Origin of the sequence: Solimonas sp. SE-A11 (genome assembly GCF_030345715.1) — a bacterium.
GTDB lineage: Bacteria > Pseudomonadota > Gammaproteobacteria > Nevskiales > Nevskiaceae > Solimonas_A.
In genome coordinates this window covers 13819-32859 of record NZ_JAUASX010000005.1, presented here as the reverse complement: position 1 = coordinate 32859, position 19041 = coordinate 13819, and the positions used below count along the sequence as shown (strand labels likewise).

Annotated in this window: 16 protein-coding genes and 1 other RNA gene; 7 read left to right on the top strand and 10 right to left on the bottom strand. The window is 66.6% G+C overall.

Features of this window, described 5'->3' with window-relative positions; translation table 11 throughout:
• Positions 1–125: 125 nt before the first annotated feature.
• From dxs to QT386_RS07735, 3 genes are all read left to right on the top strand, one after another.
• Positions 126–2003: a 1-deoxy-D-xylulose-5-phosphate synthase gene (gene dxs / locus QT386_RS07745; RefSeq protein WP_289273178.1), complete on the top strand. Its 1878-nt coding sequence runs from the start codon at positions 126–128 to the stop codon at positions 2001–2003.
• 184 nt (positions 2004–2187) lie between these two features.
• Entirely contained in the window at positions 2188–2481 is a 294-nt protein-coding gene (locus tag QT386_RS07740) for an encapsulin-associated ferritin-like protein (RefSeq protein ID WP_289273177.1), read from the top strand.
• Between the two features lie 193 nt (positions 2482–2674).
• A complete protein-coding gene (locus QT386_RS07735; RefSeq protein ID WP_289273176.1) occupies positions 2675–3238 on the top strand; it encodes a DNA-deoxyinosine glycosylase in 564 nt (187 codons plus the stop codon).
• A 77-nt stretch (positions 3239–3315) separates the two neighbouring features.
• On the opposite strand, the gene QT386_RS07730 is transcribed toward QT386_RS07735, so the two are convergent.
• From QT386_RS07730 to mrcB, 7 genes are all read right to left on the bottom strand, one after another.
• Entirely contained in the window at positions 3316–3645 is a 330-nt protein-coding gene (locus QT386_RS07730) for a YbaB/EbfC family nucleoid-associated protein (RefSeq protein ID WP_367401408.1), read from the bottom strand.
• A gap of 14 nt (positions 3646–3659) precedes the next feature.
• The gene (gene dnaX / locus QT386_RS07725) at positions 3660–5303 is read right to left on the bottom strand and encodes a DNA polymerase III subunit gamma/tau (protein ID WP_289273174.1); all 1644 of its coding nucleotides are present in this window, start codon (positions 5301–5303) and stop codon (positions 3660–3662) included.
• A gap of 285 nt (positions 5304–5588) precedes the next feature.
• An RNA gene (gene ffs / locus QT386_RS07720) (signal recognition particle sRNA small type) lies at positions 5589–5685 on the bottom strand.
• A 75-nt stretch (positions 5686–5760) separates the two neighbouring features.
• On the bottom strand, positions 5761–6465 hold the full coding sequence (tsaB, locus tag QT386_RS07715) for a tRNA (adenosine(37)-N6)-threonylcarbamoyltransferase complex dimerization subunit type 1 TsaB (protein WP_289273173.1): 705 nt from the start codon (positions 6463–6465) through the stop codon (positions 5761–5763).
• A 76-nt stretch (positions 6466–6541) separates the two neighbouring features.
• Positions 6542–8449 (bottom strand): ATP-dependent DNA helicase, encoded by a 1908-nt coding sequence (locus tag QT386_RS07710; protein WP_289273172.1) that lies wholly within the window; start codon positions 8447–8449, stop codon positions 6542–6544.
• Between the two features lie 14 nt (positions 8450–8463).
• Positions 8464–9078 carry a tetratricopeptide repeat protein gene (locus QT386_RS07705; RefSeq protein ID WP_289273171.1) on the bottom strand — a complete coding sequence of 205 codons (615 nt, stop codon included), beginning with the start codon at positions 9076–9078 and terminating at the stop codon, positions 8464–8466.
• Positions 9079–9121: 43 nt separating this feature from the next.
• Positions 9122–11413, bottom strand: coding sequence for a penicillin-binding protein 1B (gene mrcB / locus QT386_RS07700; protein ID WP_289273170.1), 2292 nt, complete (start codon positions 11411–11413; stop codon positions 9122–9124).
• Between the two features lie 206 nt (positions 11414–11619).
• On the opposite strand from mrcB, the gene QT386_RS07695 reads away from it, so the two are divergent.
• From QT386_RS07695 to QT386_RS07685, 3 genes are all read left to right on the top strand, one after another.
• Complete coding sequence (locus QT386_RS07695; protein ID WP_289273169.1) at positions 11620–12246, top strand: DUF47 domain-containing protein; 627 nt, start codon at positions 11620–11622, stop codon at positions 12244–12246.
• A gap of 43 nt (positions 12247–12289) precedes the next feature.
• A complete protein-coding gene (locus QT386_RS07690) occupies positions 12290–13249 on the top strand; it encodes an inorganic phosphate transporter (RefSeq protein ID WP_301334221.1) in 960 nt (319 codons plus the stop codon).
• Positions 13250–13442: 193 nt separating this feature from the next.
• On the top strand, positions 13443–14564 hold the full coding sequence (locus QT386_RS07685; protein WP_289273167.1) for a 3-deoxy-7-phosphoheptulonate synthase: 1122 nt from the start codon (positions 13443–13445) through the stop codon (positions 14562–14564).
• Positions 14565–14632: 68 nt separating this feature from the next.
• Here QT386_RS07685 and QT386_RS07680 read toward each other — a convergent pair whose 3' ends face one another.
• The 3 genes from QT386_RS07680 to phoU all read right to left on the bottom strand — a co-directional run bounded on the left by QT386_RS07680 (position 14633) and on the right by phoU (position 17681).
• On the bottom strand, positions 14633–15724 hold the full coding sequence (locus QT386_RS07680) for a porin (protein ID WP_289273166.1): 1092 nt from the start codon (positions 15722–15724) through the stop codon (positions 14633–14635).
• Between the two features lie 244 nt (positions 15725–15968).
• Positions 15969–16838, bottom strand: a complete 870-nt coding sequence (locus QT386_RS07675; RefSeq protein ID WP_289273165.1) for a DUF2057 family protein — start codon at positions 16836–16838, stop codon at positions 15969–15971.
• Between the two features lie 126 nt (positions 16839–16964).
• Positions 16965–17681 (bottom strand): phosphate signaling complex protein PhoU, encoded by a 717-nt coding sequence (gene phoU / locus QT386_RS07670; protein ID WP_289273164.1) that lies wholly within the window; start codon positions 17679–17681, stop codon positions 16965–16967.
• Positions 17682–17990: 309 nt separating this feature from the next.
• Between phoU and pstS the strand changes: the two genes are divergently transcribed.
• A complete protein-coding gene (gene pstS, locus QT386_RS07665) occupies positions 17991–19040 on the top strand; it encodes a phosphate ABC transporter substrate-binding protein PstS (RefSeq protein ID WP_289273163.1) in 1050 nt (349 codons plus the stop codon).
• Position 19041: the final 1 nt, after the last annotated feature.

The following is a 19041-nucleotide window of genomic DNA, read 5'->3' as shown; positions in this document are numbered from 1 at the left end:
GGCCAATCACAGGGCCGGTCCAGGGCGCTAGCCTGAAATCCAATGATTTGCTGCAATGCAACATAAAACGCATAATTGCACCGCGATTGCACCAATGCGGCGCACACAGGGTTCATAATTCCGACATGGTCGAAATTCCCGGGTATACCTTGCTGGGCCGCGTGAACACGCCGGCCGAGCTGCGTCGCCTGCCGCTCTCCGAGCTGCCTCACCTGGCAGTGGAGATGCGGCGCTATCTCATTGAAACCCTTGGGCGCATCGGTGGCCATTTCGCCGCCAACCTGGGCACGGTCGAACTGACACTGGCCTTGCACTACGCCTTCGAGACGCCGCGCGACCGCCTGGTCTGGGACGTGGGCCACCAGGCCTACCCCCACAAGATGCTCACCGGCCGCCGCGCGCGCCTGGAGACCATCCGCCGCCTCAACGGCCTGATGCCGTTCTGCCATCGCGATGAAAGCGAGTACGACACCTTCGGGGTAGGCCACTCCTCCACCTCGATCTCCGCCGCCGCCGGCATGGCCGCTGCGGCGCGCATCAAGGGCGAGAAGCGCCGCGCGGTCGCCATCATTGGCGACGGCGGCATGACCGGCGGCATGGCCTTCGAGGCCATGAACCACGCCGGCCATATCGGCCTGGACATGATCGTGGTCTACAACGACAACGACATGTCGATCTCCGAGAACGTCGGCGCTTTGCGCAACCACTCGGCGCGCCTGGTGAAGAAGCTGGGGCTCAACACCCCCCCGCGCCTCACGGCGGACGAAGAACACAACGAAGCGCACCTGGAGAATCCCGGCGCGCTGTTCGAGACCCTGGGCTTCACCTATCACGGCCCCATCGACGGCCATGACCTGGACGCCCTGCTGGCTGCCTTCGAACGCCTGAAGGACGCCAAGGGCCCGCAGCTGCTGCACGTGCTCACGGTCAAGGGCAAGGGCTTCGACCCGGCCGAGGCCGACCCCATCAAGTACCACGGCGTCACCCAGTTCGACCCCGTGACCGGTGCCTTCCCGTCCAAGAAGCCCGGCGGCAAGCCCGCCTACACCCAGGTTTTCGGCGACTGGCTCTGCCAGGCCGCCGAGCGCGATCCCAAGGTGGTGGGCATCACTCCGGCCATGCGCGAGGGCTCCGGCCTGGTGGAATTCTCCAAGCGCTTCCCGGCGCGCTACTTCGACGCCGGCATCGCCGAGCAGCATGCCGTGACACTGGCCGCCGGCCTGGCCTGCGAGGGCCTCAAGCCGGTCTGCGCCATCTACTCCACGTTCCTGCAGCGCGGCTACGACCAGCTGATCCACGACGTGGCGATCCAGAACCTGCCGGTGGTTTTCGCGGTGGATCGCGGCGGCCTGGTGGGCGCCGACGGTGCCACCCATCACGGCGCCTTCGACCTGTCCTACCTGCGCTGCATCCCCAACATGGTGGTGATGGCGCCTTCCGACGAGAACGAGTGCCGGCGCATGCTGGCCACCGGCCTGTCGCTGAGCCAGCCGTCCGCGGTGCGCTACCCCCGCGGCAACGGCCTGGGCGTGGAGATCGACGAGGAAGCCCGCCCGCTGACGCTGGGCAAGGGCCGCATCGTGCGCGAGGCCATCGGCCGCCGCCGCCCACGCGTGGCGATCCTGGCCTTCGGCGCGATGGTGCAGCCGGCCCTGGAGGCCGCCGACATCCTCGACGCCGTGGTCGCCGACATGCGTTTCGTGAAGCCCTTGGATGTCGAGCTGGTGCTGCAGCTGGCCCAGGAGAACGACCTGCTGGTGACCCTGGAAGACAACAGCCGGGTCGGCGGCGCCGGTAGCGGCGTCAATGAACTGCTGGCCCAGCACCACCAACTGGTGCCAGTGCTGAACCTCGGCCTGCCCGATCACTTCATCGAGCACGGCACCCGCGAGGAACTGATGACGCAGATCGGGCTTGACGGCCCGGGCATCCTGCGCAGCATCCAGAAGCGCCTGCGCAGCAAGGACCTGGACGAACCGCTGGTCAAGCGGAACCAGGCCTGAACCTGCACTGACCCGCCCTGCACGGGCCGGGCCTGCGAATTTCCTGCTTCTTCGCCTGTCTCACCGAGGCAGGATGAGCCGCGGCCGCGGGCCTGGCCCCCTGTGACCAGGGCCTGTCAACGCCATGGACGTCGCGGTGACGTCCATGGCGTTGACAGCGCCCAAGCCAAGGAGGGCTTGAGCCATGTCGAATGAGGGCTACCACGAGCCGGTCGGCGAGCTGACCGCGGCAACCCGCGATTATCACCGCGCCATCGTCTCCCTGATGGAGGAACTGGAGGCGGTCGACTGGTACAACCAGCGCATCGACGCCTGCAGGGACGACGAGCTGAAGCAAATCCTGGTCCACAACCGTGACGAGGAGAAGGAGCATGCCGCCATGGTGCTCGAATGGCTGCGGCGCAAGGACGCCAAGTTCGCCGAGGAGCTGAAGCAGCGGCTGTTCAGGGACGGGCCGATCACCCACCACGAGGACTGACGTCGCGCGGCAGTCCTGACACCCGTCAAATTTCCCATTTCGCGGCGAGCCGGTCCGGGGCAGGATAGCCGTGCCCTGGCCCGGACGACCGCTGGAACGGCTGGTCTTGGGCTCTCATCCTCCGCCATGGGGAGCGGTGCGTACGGGCTGCTATAAGCAAACCGTCGAAACCGTCCCGACGGGGGCCTGAACCATGATGCTGCAAAGCCTCGAAAACCCGACCGCGCCTCGCGTCCACCCAATGATCGCCATGACCAGCGTGCAGAGTTTCGCGCCGATGTCCGACGAGCGTTCCACGGTCCTGATCCTGGGATCGATGCCGGGTGCCGCCTCGCTGCAGGCCGAGCAGTACTACGCCCACCCCCGCAACCAGTTCTGGTGGCTGATGGGCGAACTGGTGGGCGCCGGGGCTGACCTGCCATACGAGCAACGCATGGCCGCCCTGCGCCAGAGCGGCATCGCCCTATGGGACGTGCTGGCACGCTGCGAGCGGCCCGGCAGCCTGGACTCCAGCATCGTCGAGGATTCGATCGTCGCCAACGATTTCTCACTGTTCTACCGCCGCCATCCGCGCATCTGGCGCGTGTTTTTCAACGGCAGCAAGGCCCAGAGCAGCTACCAGCGCTACGTGCAGCCGCTACTGGCCGGCGCCGACGCCCACATCGAGTACCAACGCCTGCCCTCCACCAGCCCGGCACATGCCAGCCGGCCGGCGGCCGACAAGCTCACTGCCTGGCAGGCCATCGTCGGGCGTTGAGGCACGAATAAATCGGCTGCGCCGCCCGATCCTGCAATCTCGGACCGCTCGCTACGGCTTTTCGCGCCTGACGGGAATTAGAAGCCGAGGTTCATGCCCGGCGGCAGCTGCATGCCGGCGGTAACCTTGGCCATCTTCTGGCGGCTGACCTCTTCCACCTTCTGCGAGGCATCGTTGATCGCCGCGGCGATCAGGTCTTCGAGGAATTCCTTGTCCTCCTGCAGCGCGGCCGGGTTTATCTCGACCTTGCGAGCCTGGTACTTGCCGGTCAGCGTGACCTTGACCATGCCGGCGCCGGACTCACCGGTCACCTCCATCTTGGCGATCTCGTCCTGGGCGCGCTTGAGGTTTTCCTGCATCTGCTGCGCCTGGCGCATCATCTGGCCGATGTTGCCTTTCATGGGAATCTCCTGAAGTTCGTTTAAGAATCGAGCGGCTGCACGGAGCCGGGGCGCACGGTGGCGCCGAACATGTCCTTGAATGCGCGCACCACCGGGTCAGCGTCGATCGCCGCCTCGGCATTGCGCTGGCGATCGGTGGCGCGCTGCTTGTCCAGCTCCACCGGGGTGTCCGCCACCGGCGCGGTGGCGATCTCGATCTGCAGTCGGATGGGCTCGCCCAACTGTGCCGACAGCGCCTGCTCGATGGCCGTGCGGCGGCTCTCCTGCAGCAAGTGCTTGAGGCGCGAGTCCAGCGTCAGGCTGACCGTGCTGCCCTCGCGGCCGCTCCAGACGCAGTTGCGCGCCAGCGGCTTGGTGAAGCCATCCAGCCCCAGGGCCTCCACGCGCTCGTCCCAGGCCGCATCCGGCCGCAGCAGGATCGAGGGCGGCGGCGAGCGGGCCGGTGCCGCGGCAACGGCGGCAGGCGCCATGGACGGCGCCGCGGTGGGAGCAGCGGGAGCAGCAGAAGCCGCCCGTCCACCGCCCGCAGCCGCCGGCGCGCTACGGGCCTGCGGCGTGCTGCCGGCGCTCTGCGCCGGGGCCGAGCCCGGGCGGAAGGCCAGCATGCGCAGCAAGGTCATCTCGAAGCCCATGCGCGGATCCGGCGCCCAGGGCATGTCGCGGCGGCCCAGCACGGCGATCTGGTAGTAGAGCTGCACGTCCTCACGGCCAAGGCGGTCCTTCAGCTCCACCAGGGCCGCATCGTCGTCCTCGGCGCGGGCATTGGGCAGCAGCTGCAGCACGGCGATGCGCTGCAGGTGGCCGGCCAGGTCGTTGAGCAGCGCGCCGTAGTCCGGCGCCTGTTCCTCCAGCCGCTGGATGCAGGCCAGCAGCGCGTCGGGATCGCCGCCGGCCAGGGCCGCCAGGATCTCGAACAGGGTCTGCCGGCCGGTGGTGCCGAGCATCTCCTCCACGCCCTCGCGCTTCAGGCCCTGGCCGCCGGAGAAGGCAATGGCCTGGTCCACCAGCGACAGCCCGTCACGCATCGAGCCATCGGCGGAACGCGCGATTTCGGTCAGCGCAGCGATCTCGTAGGCCACCGCTTCATCATCCAGCACCTTGGCCAGCTGGTCGCGGATCACCGACACCGGCAGGCGCTTGAGGTTGAACTGCAGGCAGCGCGACAGCACCGTCACCAGCAGCTTTTGCGGGTCGGTGGTCGCCAGGATGAACTTCACATGCGGCGGCGGCTCCTCCAGCGTCTTCAGCAGCGCGTTGAAGGCGCTCTTGGACAGCATGTGGACTTCGTCGATCAGGTAGACCTTGTAGCGGCCGCGCGCCGGCGCGTACTGCGCGTTCTCGATCACCTGGCGCACATCGTCGACGCCTGTGTTGGAGGCCGCGTCGATCTCCAGCAGGTCCACGCAGCGGCCCTCGTCCACCTCACGACAGGCCGAGCAGACATTGCAGGGATCGGCGCTGACGCCGGTATCGCAGTTCAGGCACTTGGCGATGATGCGCGCCAGCGTGGTCTTGCCGACGCCGCGCGTACCGGTCAGCAGGATCGCCGGGTGCAGCTTGTCACCATCCAGCGCATGCGACAGCGCCTTGACGACATGCCCCTGCCCCATCACGTCCTCGAATTTCCGCGGACGGTACTTACGGGCCAGCGCGAGATAGCTCATGGGTGGCAGGAGAAATGGGTGAACCGCGATTGTCGCGGATTGGACCGGGTCAGGCCAGTCTGGAAATTCACCCGGGATGAAGGACTTGAAGCTTCGTCAGGCGTAGCGAGCGACGGCAGGTTGCGTGCCGCCGGAACGGAGGCGTTTGGCACAGGGCGGGGCTGACTGAATGTCAGGCCCGCTTAGACAAACGCGGAGCGTACATCAGTACGCGAGGATCGCGAGCACCGGCAGCGCGCAAGATGCCCAGCGCAGTAGCCTGGCGGAGTTTCAAGAGGGTGGCGGCCCGTACCAGCTGACTCCGGCACCCAGCGACACCGCTGCCGTTGCTCCCTTCCGGGCCTGGCGGGGTTCACGGCTTGCCGTCGCGGAGGGCCGGCACGGGCCACCATAGACAGGTTTCGTGCCGGGGTCCGGCGCGAGGGACGCGAATTCTGCCTGAATCGGCCGCCTGCGGCTACCGGCCGGCCCGCAGCGCCGCCTGCTCGACCAGGGTCAGGGCCACTTTGTTGCGCAGGTAGACCGGCAGCAGCAGGTCGCCGGAGATGGCCTGCCCGGCCTGGAACTGCGGCAGGGCCAGCCGCAGGATGTCCTCGGCATGCGGCAGGGCGTCGGCCACCACGCGGGACGGCGTCACGCCAAAGGCCGCCGGCAACACCTCGGGGTAGGCGCCCCAGCCGGTGCCCGCCGCCGTCCAGTCCCCGGCGGGCACGGCGGGCACCTCGGCGGGAGCGCAGACGCCCTCTTCGCGCAGGGCGCGCGGCCGCCCGTCGCCCGCGGCCACGTAGGCGCCCCAATAGACCTCGTTCATGCGCGCGTCGATCGCCGCCAGCACCTGCGTCGCGCCGCCACGGATCGCGCGCAGCGCCATCGCCGGCAGCGAGGACACGCCGACCACCGGCCGGTCCAGCGCCAGCGACAACCCCTTGACGAAACCGACGCCGATGCGCACCCCGGCAAAGCTGCCGGGCCCGATGCCGCAGGCGATGCCGTCGAGCTGTGAGAATGCCAGGCCGGCACCGGCCATCAGCTCCTGCACCATCGGCATCATGCGCTCGGTGTGGCTGCGGCCGGCGGTCTCGAAACGCTCCTCGATACGCCCGTCCACGGACAGGGCGACGGAGCAGGCTTCGGTGGCGGTATCCAGGGCGAGAATCTTCATGGCGATATTGTAGGAGCGGCTGTCAGCCGCAAGCGACGTTTGCCTGAAGGATGGGCAATCGCGGCAACGGCTGCTCCTACGCGATGGCCTCCATCCAGTCCCGCACCTCACCCAGATCGGTCAGCACCGGCATGCGCGGCAGGCTCTCCAGCACCTGCCGTCCATAGCCCTTGCTGCGCAGGCGCGGGTCGCAGAGCATCAGCAGCCCCCGATCCTCTGCATCGCGAATCAGGCGGCCGGCGCCCTGCCGCAGCATGACGATGGCCTCGGGCAACTGCAGGTCGAAGAAGGGCTTGCCGCCGCCACGGCGGATGGCGTCGAGCTTGGCCTCGTACACGGGGTCGCCCGGCGCGGTAAAGGGCAGCTTGTCGATGACCACCACGCGCAGGGCCTGGCCTTTCACGTCCACGCCTTCCCAGAAACTGCTGGTGCCTACCAGCACGGCGTTGCCATCCTGCGTGAAGGCGTCGAGCAGCGCCGAGCGGCTGTCTTCCCCCTGCACGAAGATCTGCATCTGCAGGCGCGTGCGCAGGCCGGCGGCGATGCGCTTGAGCGCGCGGTGGCTGGTGCAGAGCACGAACACGCCGCCGCGGCTGGCGTCGATCACCGGCAGCACGGCATTGACCACCGCCTCCGGATACTCGGGATGGTTGGGCTCGGGCAGGCCGCGCGGCAGGTACAGGCGCGCCTGGCTCTCGAAATCGAAGGGGCTTTCCAGTTGCAGCGTGCGCGCCTGGTCCAGGCCCAGCTCGCGGGTGAAGTGGCCGAAGCCGTCGCTGGTGGCCAGGGTCGCGGAGGTCAGCACCCAGGCGCCGGGGTACGTCTCCAGCATGCGGCGGAAGCCGTCGGCCACCAGGATCGGCGTGGCATGCAGGCTGCCACCGCGCATGGCCGGCTCGGCCCAGCGGACCTGCTCCGGATCGACGCCGGAGATGATGTGGCTGTAGCGGCGCAGCGCATCGTCCGCGCGCGTCACGCAGGCGGCGAGCTCGGCGTTGCGCTCCTCGAAGGGCTTCACCGCCTCGAACAGTGCCTGCAGGGCATCGCCGGCCGTGGCGCAGAGATCGCGCGTCATCGGGCGCGACAGGAACTCCTGCAGCGTCACCCTGCCCTGCGGGCCGGCAAAGGCATTCTCGAAGCGCAGGGTGGCGGCGGCCAGCGTCTCGGCGGCCTCGCGCAGCTGCGGCATGTCGCCGAGGTTGTCGGCCTCGGTCTGCGTGTCCTTGGCCAGGTCCTGCAGCTGGCGCGTGGACAGGCGCTGGCCAAAGAACTGCGCGGCGAGCTCCGGCAACTGGTGCGCCTCGTCCACGATCACGGCGTCGGTGCCGGCCAGGATCTGGCCGAAGCCCTCCTCCTTGAGCACGAAGTCGGCGAACAGCAGGTGGTGGTTGATCACCACCACGTCGGCCGCCTGCGCATTGCGCCGCGCCCGGGCGACGTGGCACTGGTCGAAGTCCGGGCAACGGCTGCCCAGGCAGTTGTCGGCGGTCGAGGTGATCTGGCGTACCAGCACCTCCTCCCCTTCCAGGCTGCCCAGCTCGGAGATCTCGCCGGTCTGCGTGCGCCGCGCCCAGTCCTCCACCTCCCGCAGGCGCAGATAGAGGAACTTCAGCGCCGGCACCAGGCGCGCGCGCTTCATGCGGTACAGGCAGAGATAGTTGCCGCGGCCCTTGAGCAGCGCCACGCGCGAGGGGATGCCCAGGGCATCGCGCACACGCGGCAGGTCGCGGTGGAACAGCTGGTCCTGCAGGGTCTTGGTACCGGTGGAGATCGCCACGCGGCGGCCGGACATGAGGGCCGGCACGAGATAGGCGTAGGTCTTGCCGGTGCCGGTACCGGCCTCCACCACCAACGCTTCATCGTGCCGCAGCGCCTGCTCCACGGCATCCGCCATCTCCTGCTGCGGCAGGCGCGGCGTGAACTGCGGGATGCTGGCCGCCAGCGGTCCGTCCGCGCCCAGCAGCGCGGCGGCGGAATCGTCCATCGGTTGCGCGGAGCCTATGGCGCCGCGCCCGCGACCGCGGCCTGCAGCGCCGCCACGCGGTCCTGCGCGGCCTGCGCACCGCTGGCGTCACCCCGTGCGGCACGAGCCGCGCGGATGGTCTTCCAGTTCTCCAGTTCGGCATAGACGTTGCCGCGCGCCAGGCTGTTGGATTTCTGCGCCACGCTCTCGGCCTGGTCGTAATTCTTCTGGTCCAGGTAGGCCTGCGCCATGGCGGACCAGACGAAGTAGTTGCGCGGCTCGATGCGCAGCGCACGCTCCAGCGAGGCCTGCGCCTGCTGCGGCTGGCCGGCGGCACGCTGCGAGCGCGCCTGGCGCACCAGGGAGGTCACGGCCTGGCCGCTGACGGCCTCGGCGGAGCGCGGCGCGCTGGGCGGCGGCGGGGTCACCACGATAGGTTCCTGCGGCACCATCTCCGGTGCGGCCGGAGGCAGCGGCGACGGCACGCCGGGCACAGGCTCGGACGGCAGGCCCGGGCGCGGCGGCGCGGTCGGCGTACCCGGCCGGCTGCCCGGCTGCTGCGGGTAGCTGCGCTCGTGCTTGCCGGGCGGCGTGGCGCAGGCGCTCAGCACCAGGGCGGTGAGGCTCAACAGCAGGACACGCAGCGGCATGGGACTCTCGACGGGGCAACCTGCTCCATTCTACCGCGCCGGTCTACTCAAAAATATCGCGCAGCCACTGCATGGGCGCCGACTCCGCCGCATGGGCGCAGGGGGCGTACTGCTCGGGCGCGCGGCCCTGGATGTAGGGCACGCTGCGCGCACCGGGGCAGCCCTCGTCGGCCTTCAGGCCGCTGGCGGGGTCCACCAGCTGTTCCTCGACGTCCGGCGGCGGCACCGGGTCCAGCCCGCGGGCGTTGAGGTCCTTCATCACCTGCGACCAGATCGGCAACGCACCGTTGGCACCGGACAGGCCGGTGGGCTTGTTGTCGTCGCGGCCCACCCAGATCACGGCGACGCGGTCGGCGCCGAAGCCGGCGAACCAGCTGTCGCGGTAGTCGTCGGTGGTGCCGGTCTTGCCGGCATAGGCACGGTCGCCCGGCAGCACGCTGTAGGCCGAGCGGGCCGTACCCTGCGTCAGCACCGACTGCATGGTCCAGTTGAGCAGGTAGACCGGCCCCTCCGGCAAGGTCTGCTTCAGCTTTATCTGCGCCTGCGACAGCGGCTTGCGGTCCAGGGTCTGGACCTGGCGGATCGAGGACAGCGAGGCCTGGTAACCGCCGGCCGCCAGCGTGCCGTACATCTGCGCCACTTCCAGCGGCGATATCTCGACCGCGCCCAGGAACATGGAGGGCACCGGGGCGGCGTTGCCGCTGTAACCCGCCGCTACCAGGGTATCGCGCGTCGCCTTGGGGCCGAACTGCAGGCCCAGGTAGACCGTCGGCAGGTTGTAGGACTGCGCCAGGGCGTTGACCAGCGGCTGCGGGCCGTGCAGCTGGCGGTCATAGTTCATCGGTGACCAGGGCTTGGCCCCAGCCTGCTCCAGCGTGATCGGCTCATCGGGCAGGATGCTGTAGACGTTGAAGCGGTCCGGGTGCATCAACGCCGTGAGGTAGACGAAGGGCTTGGCCAGCGAGCCGATCGAACGGCGCGAGTCCAGGGCCCGGTTGAAGCCGGCATAGCGGGTGTCGCGCCCGCCGACCAGCGCCAGCACTTCGCCACCGTCGACGCTGGTGACCACACCGGCGGCTTCCAGCGTGTCCTCCTTCATCTTGCGGGCCTTCTCCAACTGCGGCATGGCCGCCGAGATGCGCCGCTCCAGCGACTCCTGGGCACGCGGCTCCAGCGTGGTGAAGATGCGCAACCCCTCGCTGACCAGGTCTTCCTGGCGGTACTGCTGCTCGAGCTGGCGCTTCACCAGCTCGACGAAGGCGGGATAACGCTCCACGCCGCTGCGGCCGCCGGCCAGGCCCAGCGGCAGCTTGATGGCCGCCGCATGCTCGGGCTCGGTGATCAGGCCTTCCTCGCGGAAGACATCGAGCACCAGGTTGCGGCGCTCCAGCGCGCGCTTGGGGTTGCGGCGCGGGTTGTAGAACGACGGCCCCTTGACCAGGCCTACCAGCAGCGCCACCTCGTGCGGCTGCAGCTCGCCCAGGGGCTTGTTGAAGTAGAACTGCGCGCCCAGGCCGAAGCCGTGTACGGCGCGGTTGCCGTCCTGCCCCAGGTGCACCTCGTTGAGGTAGGCCTCGAGGATCTCGTCCTTGCTGTAGTGGACCTCCAGCAGCACGGACATGAAGGCTTCGTTGATCTTGCGCTGCCAGGTCTGCTCACTGCCGAAGAAGAAGTTCTTGACCAGCTGCTGGGTCAGGGTGCTGCCGCCCTGCACCACTCGGCCGGCGCGCATGTTGGCGATGCTGGCGCGCAGGATGCCCTTGGGGCTGACGCCGAAGTGATGACGGAAACCCTGGTCCTCCACCGCCAGCAGGCCCTTGGTCATCAGCTCCGGCACCTCGGAGAGCTTGACCAGCACGCGATCCTCGCCCTGCTTGGGGTAGATGCTGCCGATCAGCATCGGGTCCAGGCGCACGATGTCGCGCGGCGCCCCGGCCTCCAGGTCGTAGACCTCGCCGACGTTGCCGTCCTCGCTCCACTTGATCCCCAGCTGCAGGCTGGGCTGCGGGCCATCCCAGAAGTCGAAGGCGCGGGTCTGCACCTGCAGGGCGGCCTTGGTCACGGCGTAGGTGCCCGGCCCCTGCAGCTCCGCCGACTCGCGATAGCCCAGGCGGGCCAGTTCGTGCCGCAGCGTGTCCTTTTCCAGGTTGAGGCCCGGATAAAGCTCCGCCGGCGCGGCATAGACCTGTGCCGGCAGCTGCCAGCGTGCGCCCGCGAAAAGATCGCGCACGCGCTTGTCCAGGCTCAGCAGATAGGCAGAGAAGGCGACCAGGCCGACGCTCAGGACCAGCAGCAACGACGAGAGAATGAAGGCTTTGAGCTTGCGGGGGGCCATAGGCGGCGCAGTGTAAGGCTCCGTCAGCCCGGGGCCAAGAGCTTGATATTAAACGGCAAGACACGCTGAACAGCGCTGAACGGCGGCTGAATTCGCCCGGATTGTTACAGAAATGTGACAATCTGCTGCCGACTCCCCTATCCTTCGCGCCCTCTCGCGGGGGCTGGGCAGTCCGGCACCCGGATTATGGACTACAGGAGCAGCAAATGTTCGGACGCCTGATGCCCAAAGAGGGCCGTTTCTTCGAGTACTTCGTCGAACATGCCGAACAGCTGGTGCTCGGCGCCGTGGAACTGAAGGCCCTGATGGCCAACATCGGCGAGCTGAGCATCCGCAAACGCAACATCGAGAGCATCGAGCATGCGGCAGACAAGATCACGCATGAAACCATGCACCTGCTGCACCAGACCTTCATCACGCCGCTGGACCGCGACGAGATCCACCAGCTGATCACGCGGATGGACGACATCCTCGACCTGATGGAAGACGTCTCCCAGTGCCTGTTCCTCTACGACATCGACCATGTCACCGAGGAGGCCAGCCACCTCGCCGCCATCTGCCTGGAAAGCACCGAGCGGGTGCGCGAGACGGTCAAGTTGCTGCCGGACATGAAGAATGCCCAGGCCATGCTGGACCAGTGCAAGATCATCGACCGCCTGGAAAGCGATGCCGACCACGTCATGCGCTCGGCCATGGCCAAGCTGTTCCGCGAGGAAGCCGACACCCGCCAGCTGTTCAAGATGAAGGAAATCTACCAACTGCTGGAATCGGTGACGGATCGCTGCCAGGACGTCGCCAACATCATCGAAGGCATTGTGCTCGAAAACAACTGAGGGCCGACAAGTGACCCTCGAAATCGTCATCCTGCTGGTCATCATGGCCTTGCTGTTCGACTTCATGAACGGCTTCCACGACGCGGCCAACTCCATCGCCACGGTCGTCTCCACCGGCGTGCTCAAGCCGCAGTGGGCCGTACTGTGGGCCGCCAGCTTCAATTTCATCGCCTACTTCATCTTCCCGCTGAAGGTCGCCGCCACCATCGGCAAGGGCACCATCGACCCTTCGATCATTGACCACTACGTGATCTTCGGCGCCCTGACCGGCGCCATCGCCTGGAACCTGATCACCTGGTGGTACGGCCTGCCCTCCTCGTCCTCGCACGCCCTGGTGGGCGGCCTGGTCGGCGCCGGCGTGGCCAAGGTGGGCACCGGCGCACTGATGAAGGCGGGCCTGTTCAAGATCGTGGCCTTCATCGTGGTGGCGCCGCTGCTGGGCTTCCTGCTGGGCTCGCTGCTGATGCTGGCGGTGTCCTGGCTGTGTTTCCGCAGCAACCCGCGCCGGGTGGACCGGCGCTTCCGGCGCCTGCAGCTGATGTCCGCCGCGCTCTACAGCCTGGGCCACGGCGGCAACGACGCGCAGAAGACCGCGGGCATCATCTGGATGCTGCTAATCGCCGCCGGCATGACCAGCGCAGCCGACCCGGTACCGACCTGGGTGGTGTTCTCCTGCTATATCACCATTGCCCTGGGCACCATGTTCGGCGGCTGGCGCATCGTCAAGACCATGGGCCAGAAGATCACCAAGCTCAAGCCGGTGGGCGGCTTCTGCGCGGAAACCGGCGGGGCCATGACGCTGTTCTTCGCCACAGCCCTGGGCATCCCGGTGTCGACCACGCATACCATCACCGGCGCCATCGTCGGCGTAGGCTCCTCGCGCAAGGTCTCGGCCGTGCGCTGGGGCGTGGCCGGCAGCATCGTCTGGGCCTGGGTGCTGACGATCCCCGCCTCCGCCTTCATCTCGGCGGTGGCCTGGGGCATCGGTCATCACTACTTCTAGGGCCGCGGAAGCCCGTGCTATAGTCCGGCCCATGTCGATCTCTCGCGCCTATTATTTTGGCTACTGGTCTCCGGCTTCCGGCGGACGAAGGGCGCGCGCGTAACAGATTCAGACAACGCATCCCAGACAACCGCCGGCGCGAAAGCCCCGGCGGTTTTTTGTTTCCCGAAGGATTTTCCACAGAGCACCCAGCATGAGCACCAACATCGAAACAGGCCGCGCCGGCTGGCCGTCCAGCGTGGACAAGACCAGCAATACCGACGACGAACGCATCAAGGACATCAACGTGCTGCCCCCGCCCGAACACCTGATCCGCTTCTTCCCGATCCGGGGGACGGCGGTCGAGACCCTGGTCAAGCAGACCCGCGGCCGCATCCAGGACATCATGGCCGGCCGCGATGATCGCCTGCTGGTGATCATGGGCCCCTGCTCGATCCATGACCCGGCCTCCGCGCTGGAGTACGCACGGCGCCTCAAGGCCGAGCGCGAGAAGTACGCGGACACGCTGGAGATCGTCATGCGCGTGTACTTCGAGAAGCCGCGCACCACGGTGGGCTGGAAGGGCCTGATTAATGATCCCTACCTGGACGAAAGCTGCCGCATCGACGAAGGCCTGCGCATCGCGCGCCAGCTGCTGATCGACATCAACCGCATGGGCCTGCCGGCCGGCAGTGAGTTCCTGGACGTGATCTCGCCGCAGTACATCGGCGACCTGATCTCCTGGGGCGCCATCGGCGCGCGCACCACCGAAAGCCAGATCCATCGCGAGCTGGCTTCGGGCCTGTCGGCGCCCATCGGCTTCAAGAATGGCACCGACGGCAACATCCGCATCGCCACCGACGCCATCCAGGCGGCCGCGCGCGGCCACCACTTCCTGTCGGTGCACAAGAACGGCCATGTCGCCATCGTGCGCACCGAGGGCAACCGCGACTGCCACCTGATCCTGCGCGGCGGTGGCAGCGCGCCGAACTATGACGCCGCCAGCGTCGAGGCTGCCGGCAAGGCCCTGGAAGCGGCTGGGCTGCCAGGTTCGCTGATGGTGGATTGCAGCCACGCCAACAGCTCCAAGCAGCACCAGCGCCAGATCGACGTGGCGCGGGACATCGCCGGTCAGCTGGCCGGAGGCTCGCGGCGCATCTTCGCGGTGATGGTGGAGAGCCATCTGCAGCCCGGCGCCCAGAAGTTCACGCCGGGCAAGGATCCGGTGGAAGGCCTGGAATACGGCAGGAGCATCACCGACGCCTGCATCGGTTGGGACGACTCGGCCGGGGTGCTAGAAACGCTGTCGGAAGCAGTGCGCAGCCGCCGGGGCTGAGAAAGAAAGTCCGCACCAGAAAAAAGCCCGGCTCGCGCCGGGCTTTTCTTGTAGCGGTACAGGACAAATTAGAAGCTGTAAATCATCGCCAGACCATAGGAACTCGTGTCGCCGCTGCTGCCGGCCGGCACCATGTTCGCCACCGCATCCTGCGAGTAGTTCATGTAGAAGACCTGAGTCGTCAACGCCTTGCTCAGCTTGTAGTCCACGCCCAGGCCGAACATGTCACGGCTGTTGTCGGTGACATCGGCATCGGTCTTGCCGTACTGCCCCTTGAACTTGAAGGCATCAACAGTAAAGGCAGCCGAAACCAGGTAGCTGGTCTCTTCGCGGTCGTCACCGGTGGGGGCAGCAACCGACGAGATGCCAGTAGCGACCTGGTAGAGCGCGCCCAACTCAAGACCCATCGGCATCTTCACGCCGGCGGCGAGGCGCCACTGGTCCGTACCGGTCACACCCGCCAGGTTGTCCATCTTCAGCGTCTGGACGTCGTTGTCGGCGTAGGCCAGCGTGGCAAAGAAGATACCCGACTCGAAATCGGCGGACAGGAAGAAGGTGTCGGCAAGGCCCTTGTCGAAGTCGGCAGCGTTGTCGGTGGCTGCACGGCGCTCACCCAGCTGGACGGCCGCGTTCAGGGTCAGCATCTCGGCGATCTTCGGCGAGGAGTACGAGATCAGGTTGTTCTCGCGGTTCTCACCGACCATCAGGAAGGTGATATCACCGATCGACTGGTCATTGAACTGGTCGACCTTGGCACCGGCATCCTTGATCAGCGTGTCGTACTTGCCGAACTTCACGGTACCGAAGCCGCCGGTCAGGCCGACGAAGATGTTGCGCTGGGAGAAAGCCGCGCCCTCGGAACCATCCGGGTCGATGCCGTACTCGAGCTGGTAGATCACGGCGAGATCGCCCAGACCCACATCTTCCTTGCCCTTGAAGCCCAGACGCGAGGAGTTGACCATGTCGCGAATGCGCCAAGCGCCTTCGGCAGCCGCGCCGGTGGCGTTGTTGTTCAGGCCGCCGTCGCCGAGGCCGATTTCATCCTTGACCCGGTCAAGGCCGATGTTGAAGCGGCCGTACACCTTGGTGTCGGCAGCGAAAGAAACCGTCGGGACGACCGTCATGGCAGCCACGGCAACAGCGATGAGATTCTTTTTCACAACAGCACTCCTGTCTCGAAAATAATTGGGAACCCGCGCGCCCTTCGATCAGTCCGGGTCCACTTGGAACCCGACCCCCCACAAAGAGAGCTATTGCCCCAGGAACCTGTCGGCTACTGGTTGTTTAACGGCGCGGAGTATGAGGACCGGTGGTGAAGCTTTTTTTTAAGATTTGTGTCATTTAAATGAAAAAGGCACCGTACAGGTGCCTTCACATGAACGCCGGTTCCGGGAATGCCCCAATTCAGTGCGATCCCGCCCAGCTCACGAAATCGCGGCGCTCGGCGCTACGGGCCTGGCGCCAGAGCCCCTGGAACGAGGCTAGGTACTCGGAGCCGCCCTGCTCGACATCATCGCCAACCCAGCGTAGCGCCTGCTTGCGCTCCTCGACGCTGGCTTGCTTCCACCAGGCCTTCAGCAGCGGCAGCCGCTCCATGATATCGGCGGCAGGCTTGGCCGGAGCTGATGCCGACCCGGCAGCCGGCGCCGGCACCACGGCAGGAACCAGGGCTGGGGCCGGTATCGAAACGGCCGTCGCCGATGCAGCCGCGGGCGGAATCGCCAGGGGGGCGATGATCTGCTTCGCACCAGGCTGTTGCTCCGACGCACTGATCAGCTTGCTGCCCGGCTGGAGTGCTGCCCCGATGCTCCGGTCGAAAGCCAGCCCGCTGTCGGTGGAGGCCGTCCGTACACCTGTATTCTGGTCCTCGATCCACCCCTTGAAGTCCGCTGCCAGTTGGCGCGCCTCGGCTGTATTGCGCGGGCGCTCATAATCGAGACGGTAGCGGTGACCGGGCACGGCATCGACCACGAACAGCTCTGGATCGGATTTCGCTACTTCATGTTCGCCCTGGGGATTGAGGACCTCCCGGTAGAACACCATCAGCTCGTAACGCCCCGGGGCCGCCACCTCGAGGTTCTTGTCGCCACGCGTGAACATGCCCTTGGCACCCCGTACCGGCTTGCCGTTCAGCTGCTCCACCTCCAGTTGCTCCGGCATGCTGATCGTGGCGGTCCCGGCGGGGTTGCCGTCGTAAAGCTGGATGGGTCGCTGCGCGCAGGCGCTGCAGAGCAGGATCAAGGTCAGGACCATCAGGCGTCTGGCTGCAAACATCGTGGTTACTCCGAATTAATATTCGCTTTCTGCAGGCAATCCAAGCCCGCGCAGCTTGCCAACGGGCAAGCAAAAAAGGCCACGCATCGCTGCGTGGCCCGTTGTTCCTCGGACCTCCCGGGGCCATCAGGCGCCGCGGGCTTCCTTTTCCATGACCTCGAGCGAGACGTGGCGCACGTCCTTGCCCTTGACCAGGTAGATCACGTACTCGGCGATGTTCTTGGCATGGTCGCCGATACGCTCCAGCGCGCGGATGCTCCAGATCATGTCCATGACGCGGCGGATCGTGCGCGGATCCTCCATCATGAAGGTGATGCACTGACGCATCAGGGCCTCGTACTCGCGGTCCACCGCCTGGTCGGCGTGGGCAACCTTCAAGGCCATCTCGGTATCGATCCGTGCGAAGGCATCAAGGGCGTCATGCACCACCTGGACCACCTGGCGCGACAGGTGCTGCACTTCCAGCATGCCTTCGCTGGTGCGGGTGTGGTTGGTCAGGTCGATCGCCATGCGGGCGATCTTCTCGGCCTCGTCGCCGATACGCTCGAGGTCCGTGATGGTCTTGATCACCGCATAGACCAGGCGCAGGTCGCTGGCGGTCGGCTGGCGGCGGGCGAGGATGCGGGAGCACTCCTCGTCGATGAAGACCTCCATCTGGTTGACCTTGGCATCGTTGGCGACGACCTGCTCGGCCAACGCGCGATCACCGTTCATCAACGCCTGGGTGGCCTCCGTGATCTGCTGCTCGACCATTCCGCCCATGGCCAGCACGCGCTGACGCACGTCCTCCAGTTCCACGTTGAACTGGGTCGAAATGTGCTGCCGATGAGGATTCTTGTCCATGATCGCTAAGATTCTCCGTTGCCTGGGCACTATACCCGCAGCCGACAATGCGATGTATCGCCGGTCCGGTCGGGGGAGGGAAAGCACCAACGCCGCAGCCGGGACGGTGCGGGGGCGCCAATATGCCCCGGCTTTGTGAATAACATGTGACAGTGACAGCCTCCCCCCCTAGCCTATTAACAGATTACAGGGGTCAAATGGCCCCAACCGCAGGATTTCTCCCCTCCGACGGGCTGGTCGCAACAAAACTGTAAGATTCGCCAAGTACTCTCCGCGTCCTCAAGTCCAAAAACAGACCGGAGTTTCCTGATGACCCTGTTCCGCAAGTCCTTCGCCAAAGCTGCGCTGGCCGTCGCCGGCGTGGTTATGGCGAGCAACGCCGTCGCCGCCGATATCTCGGGCGCCGGCGCGACCTTCCCCTACCCGATCTACGCCAAGTGGGCGGACGCGTACAAGAAGGAAACAGGCATCGGCCTGAACTACCAGTCGATCGGCTCCGGCGGCGGCATCAAGCAGATCAAGGCCAAGACCGTCACCTTTGGCGCCACCGACAAGCCGCTGAAGCCGGACGAGCTCAAGGAAGCCGGCCTGCTGCAGTTCCCGATGGTGATGGGCGCCGTGGTGGCGATCGTCAACGTCGACGGCATCGGGCCGAACCAGCTGGTGCTGGACGGCCCGACCATGGCCAAGATCTTCATGGGCAAGATCGCCAAGTGGAACGACGCCGAGATCGCCAAGCTGAACCCGGGCGTCAAGCTGCCGAGCCAGGCCATCGCCGTGGTGCACCGCTCCGACGGCTCGGGTACCACCTTCAACTTCGCCTACTACCTGTCGCAGGTGAGCAACCAGTGGCGCGTGGACGTGGGTGCCGACTCCTCCCTGTCCTGGCCGGTGGGCATCGGCGGCAAGGGCAACGAAGGCGTCGCCAACATGGTCGCCCAGACCAAGGGCGCGATCGGCTACGTCGAGTACGCCTACGCCAAGCAGAACAAGATGTCCTACACCAAGATGGTCAACCGTGACGGCAAGGTTGTCTCCCCGGACAACACCACCTTCCAGGCTGCCGCTGCCGACGCCGACTGGGCCAAGGTTCAGAACTACTTCCTGATCCTCGCCAACCAGCCGGGCGCCAACAGCTGGCCGATCACCGCCGCCACCTTCATCCTGGTCTACCAGAAGCCGGGCAAGGGCGCCGCCGACCTGAAGCAGGCCCTGAAGTTCTTCGACTGGGCCTACAAGAAGGGCGGGCCGGCTGCTGACGAGCTGGACTACGTGCCGATGCCGGAAAGCGTCATCAAGATGGTCAACCAGACCTGGGCCACCATCCAGGACGAGTCCGGCAAGCCGCTCTGGCCGTAAT

Coding starts and splice junctions, on each gene's coding strand:
- dxs (WP_289273178.1), top strand. CDS start 126: ATGGTCGAAATTCCCGGGTATACCTTGCTGGGCCGCGTGAACACGCCG.
- QT386_RS07740 (WP_289273177.1), top strand. CDS start 2,188: ATGTCGAATGAGGGCTACCACGAGCCGGTCGGCGAGCTGACCGCGGCA.
- QT386_RS07735 (WP_289273176.1), top strand. CDS start 2,675: ATGATGCTGCAAAGCCTCGAAAACCCGACCGCGCCTCGCGTCCACCCA.
- dnaX (WP_289273174.1), bottom strand. CDS start 5,303: ATGAGCTATCTCGCGCTGGCCCGTAAGTACCGTCCGCGGAAATTCGAG.
- tsaB (WP_289273173.1), bottom strand. CDS start 6,465: ATGAAGATTCTCGCCCTGGATACCGCCACCGAAGCCTGCTCCGTCGCC.
- QT386_RS07710 (WP_289273172.1), bottom strand. CDS start 8,449: ATGGACGATTCCGCCGCCGCGCTGCTGGGCGCGGACGGACCGCTGGCG.
- QT386_RS07705 (WP_289273171.1), bottom strand. CDS start 9,078: ATGCCGCTGCGTGTCCTGCTGTTGAGCCTCACCGCCCTGGTGCTGAGC.
- mrcB (WP_289273170.1), bottom strand. CDS start 11,413: ATGGCCCCCCGCAAGCTCAAAGCCTTCATTCTCTCGTCGTTGCTGCTG.
- QT386_RS07695 (WP_289273169.1), top strand. CDS start 11,620: ATGTTCGGACGCCTGATGCCCAAAGAGGGCCGTTTCTTCGAGTACTTC.
- QT386_RS07690 (WP_301334221.1), top strand. CDS start 12,290: ATGGCCTTGCTGTTCGACTTCATGAACGGCTTCCACGACGCGGCCAAC.
- QT386_RS07685 (WP_289273167.1), top strand. CDS start 13,443: ATGAGCACCAACATCGAAACAGGCCGCGCCGGCTGGCCGTCCAGCGTG.
- QT386_RS07675 (WP_289273165.1), bottom strand. CDS start 16,838: ATGTTTGCAGCCAGACGCCTGATGGTCCTGACCTTGATCCTGCTCTGC.
- phoU (WP_289273164.1), bottom strand. CDS start 17,681: ATGGACAAGAATCCTCATCGGCAGCACATTTCGACCCAGTTCAACGTG.
- pstS (WP_289273163.1), top strand. CDS start 17,991: ATGACCCTGTTCCGCAAGTCCTTCGCCAAAGCTGCGCTGGCCGTCGCC.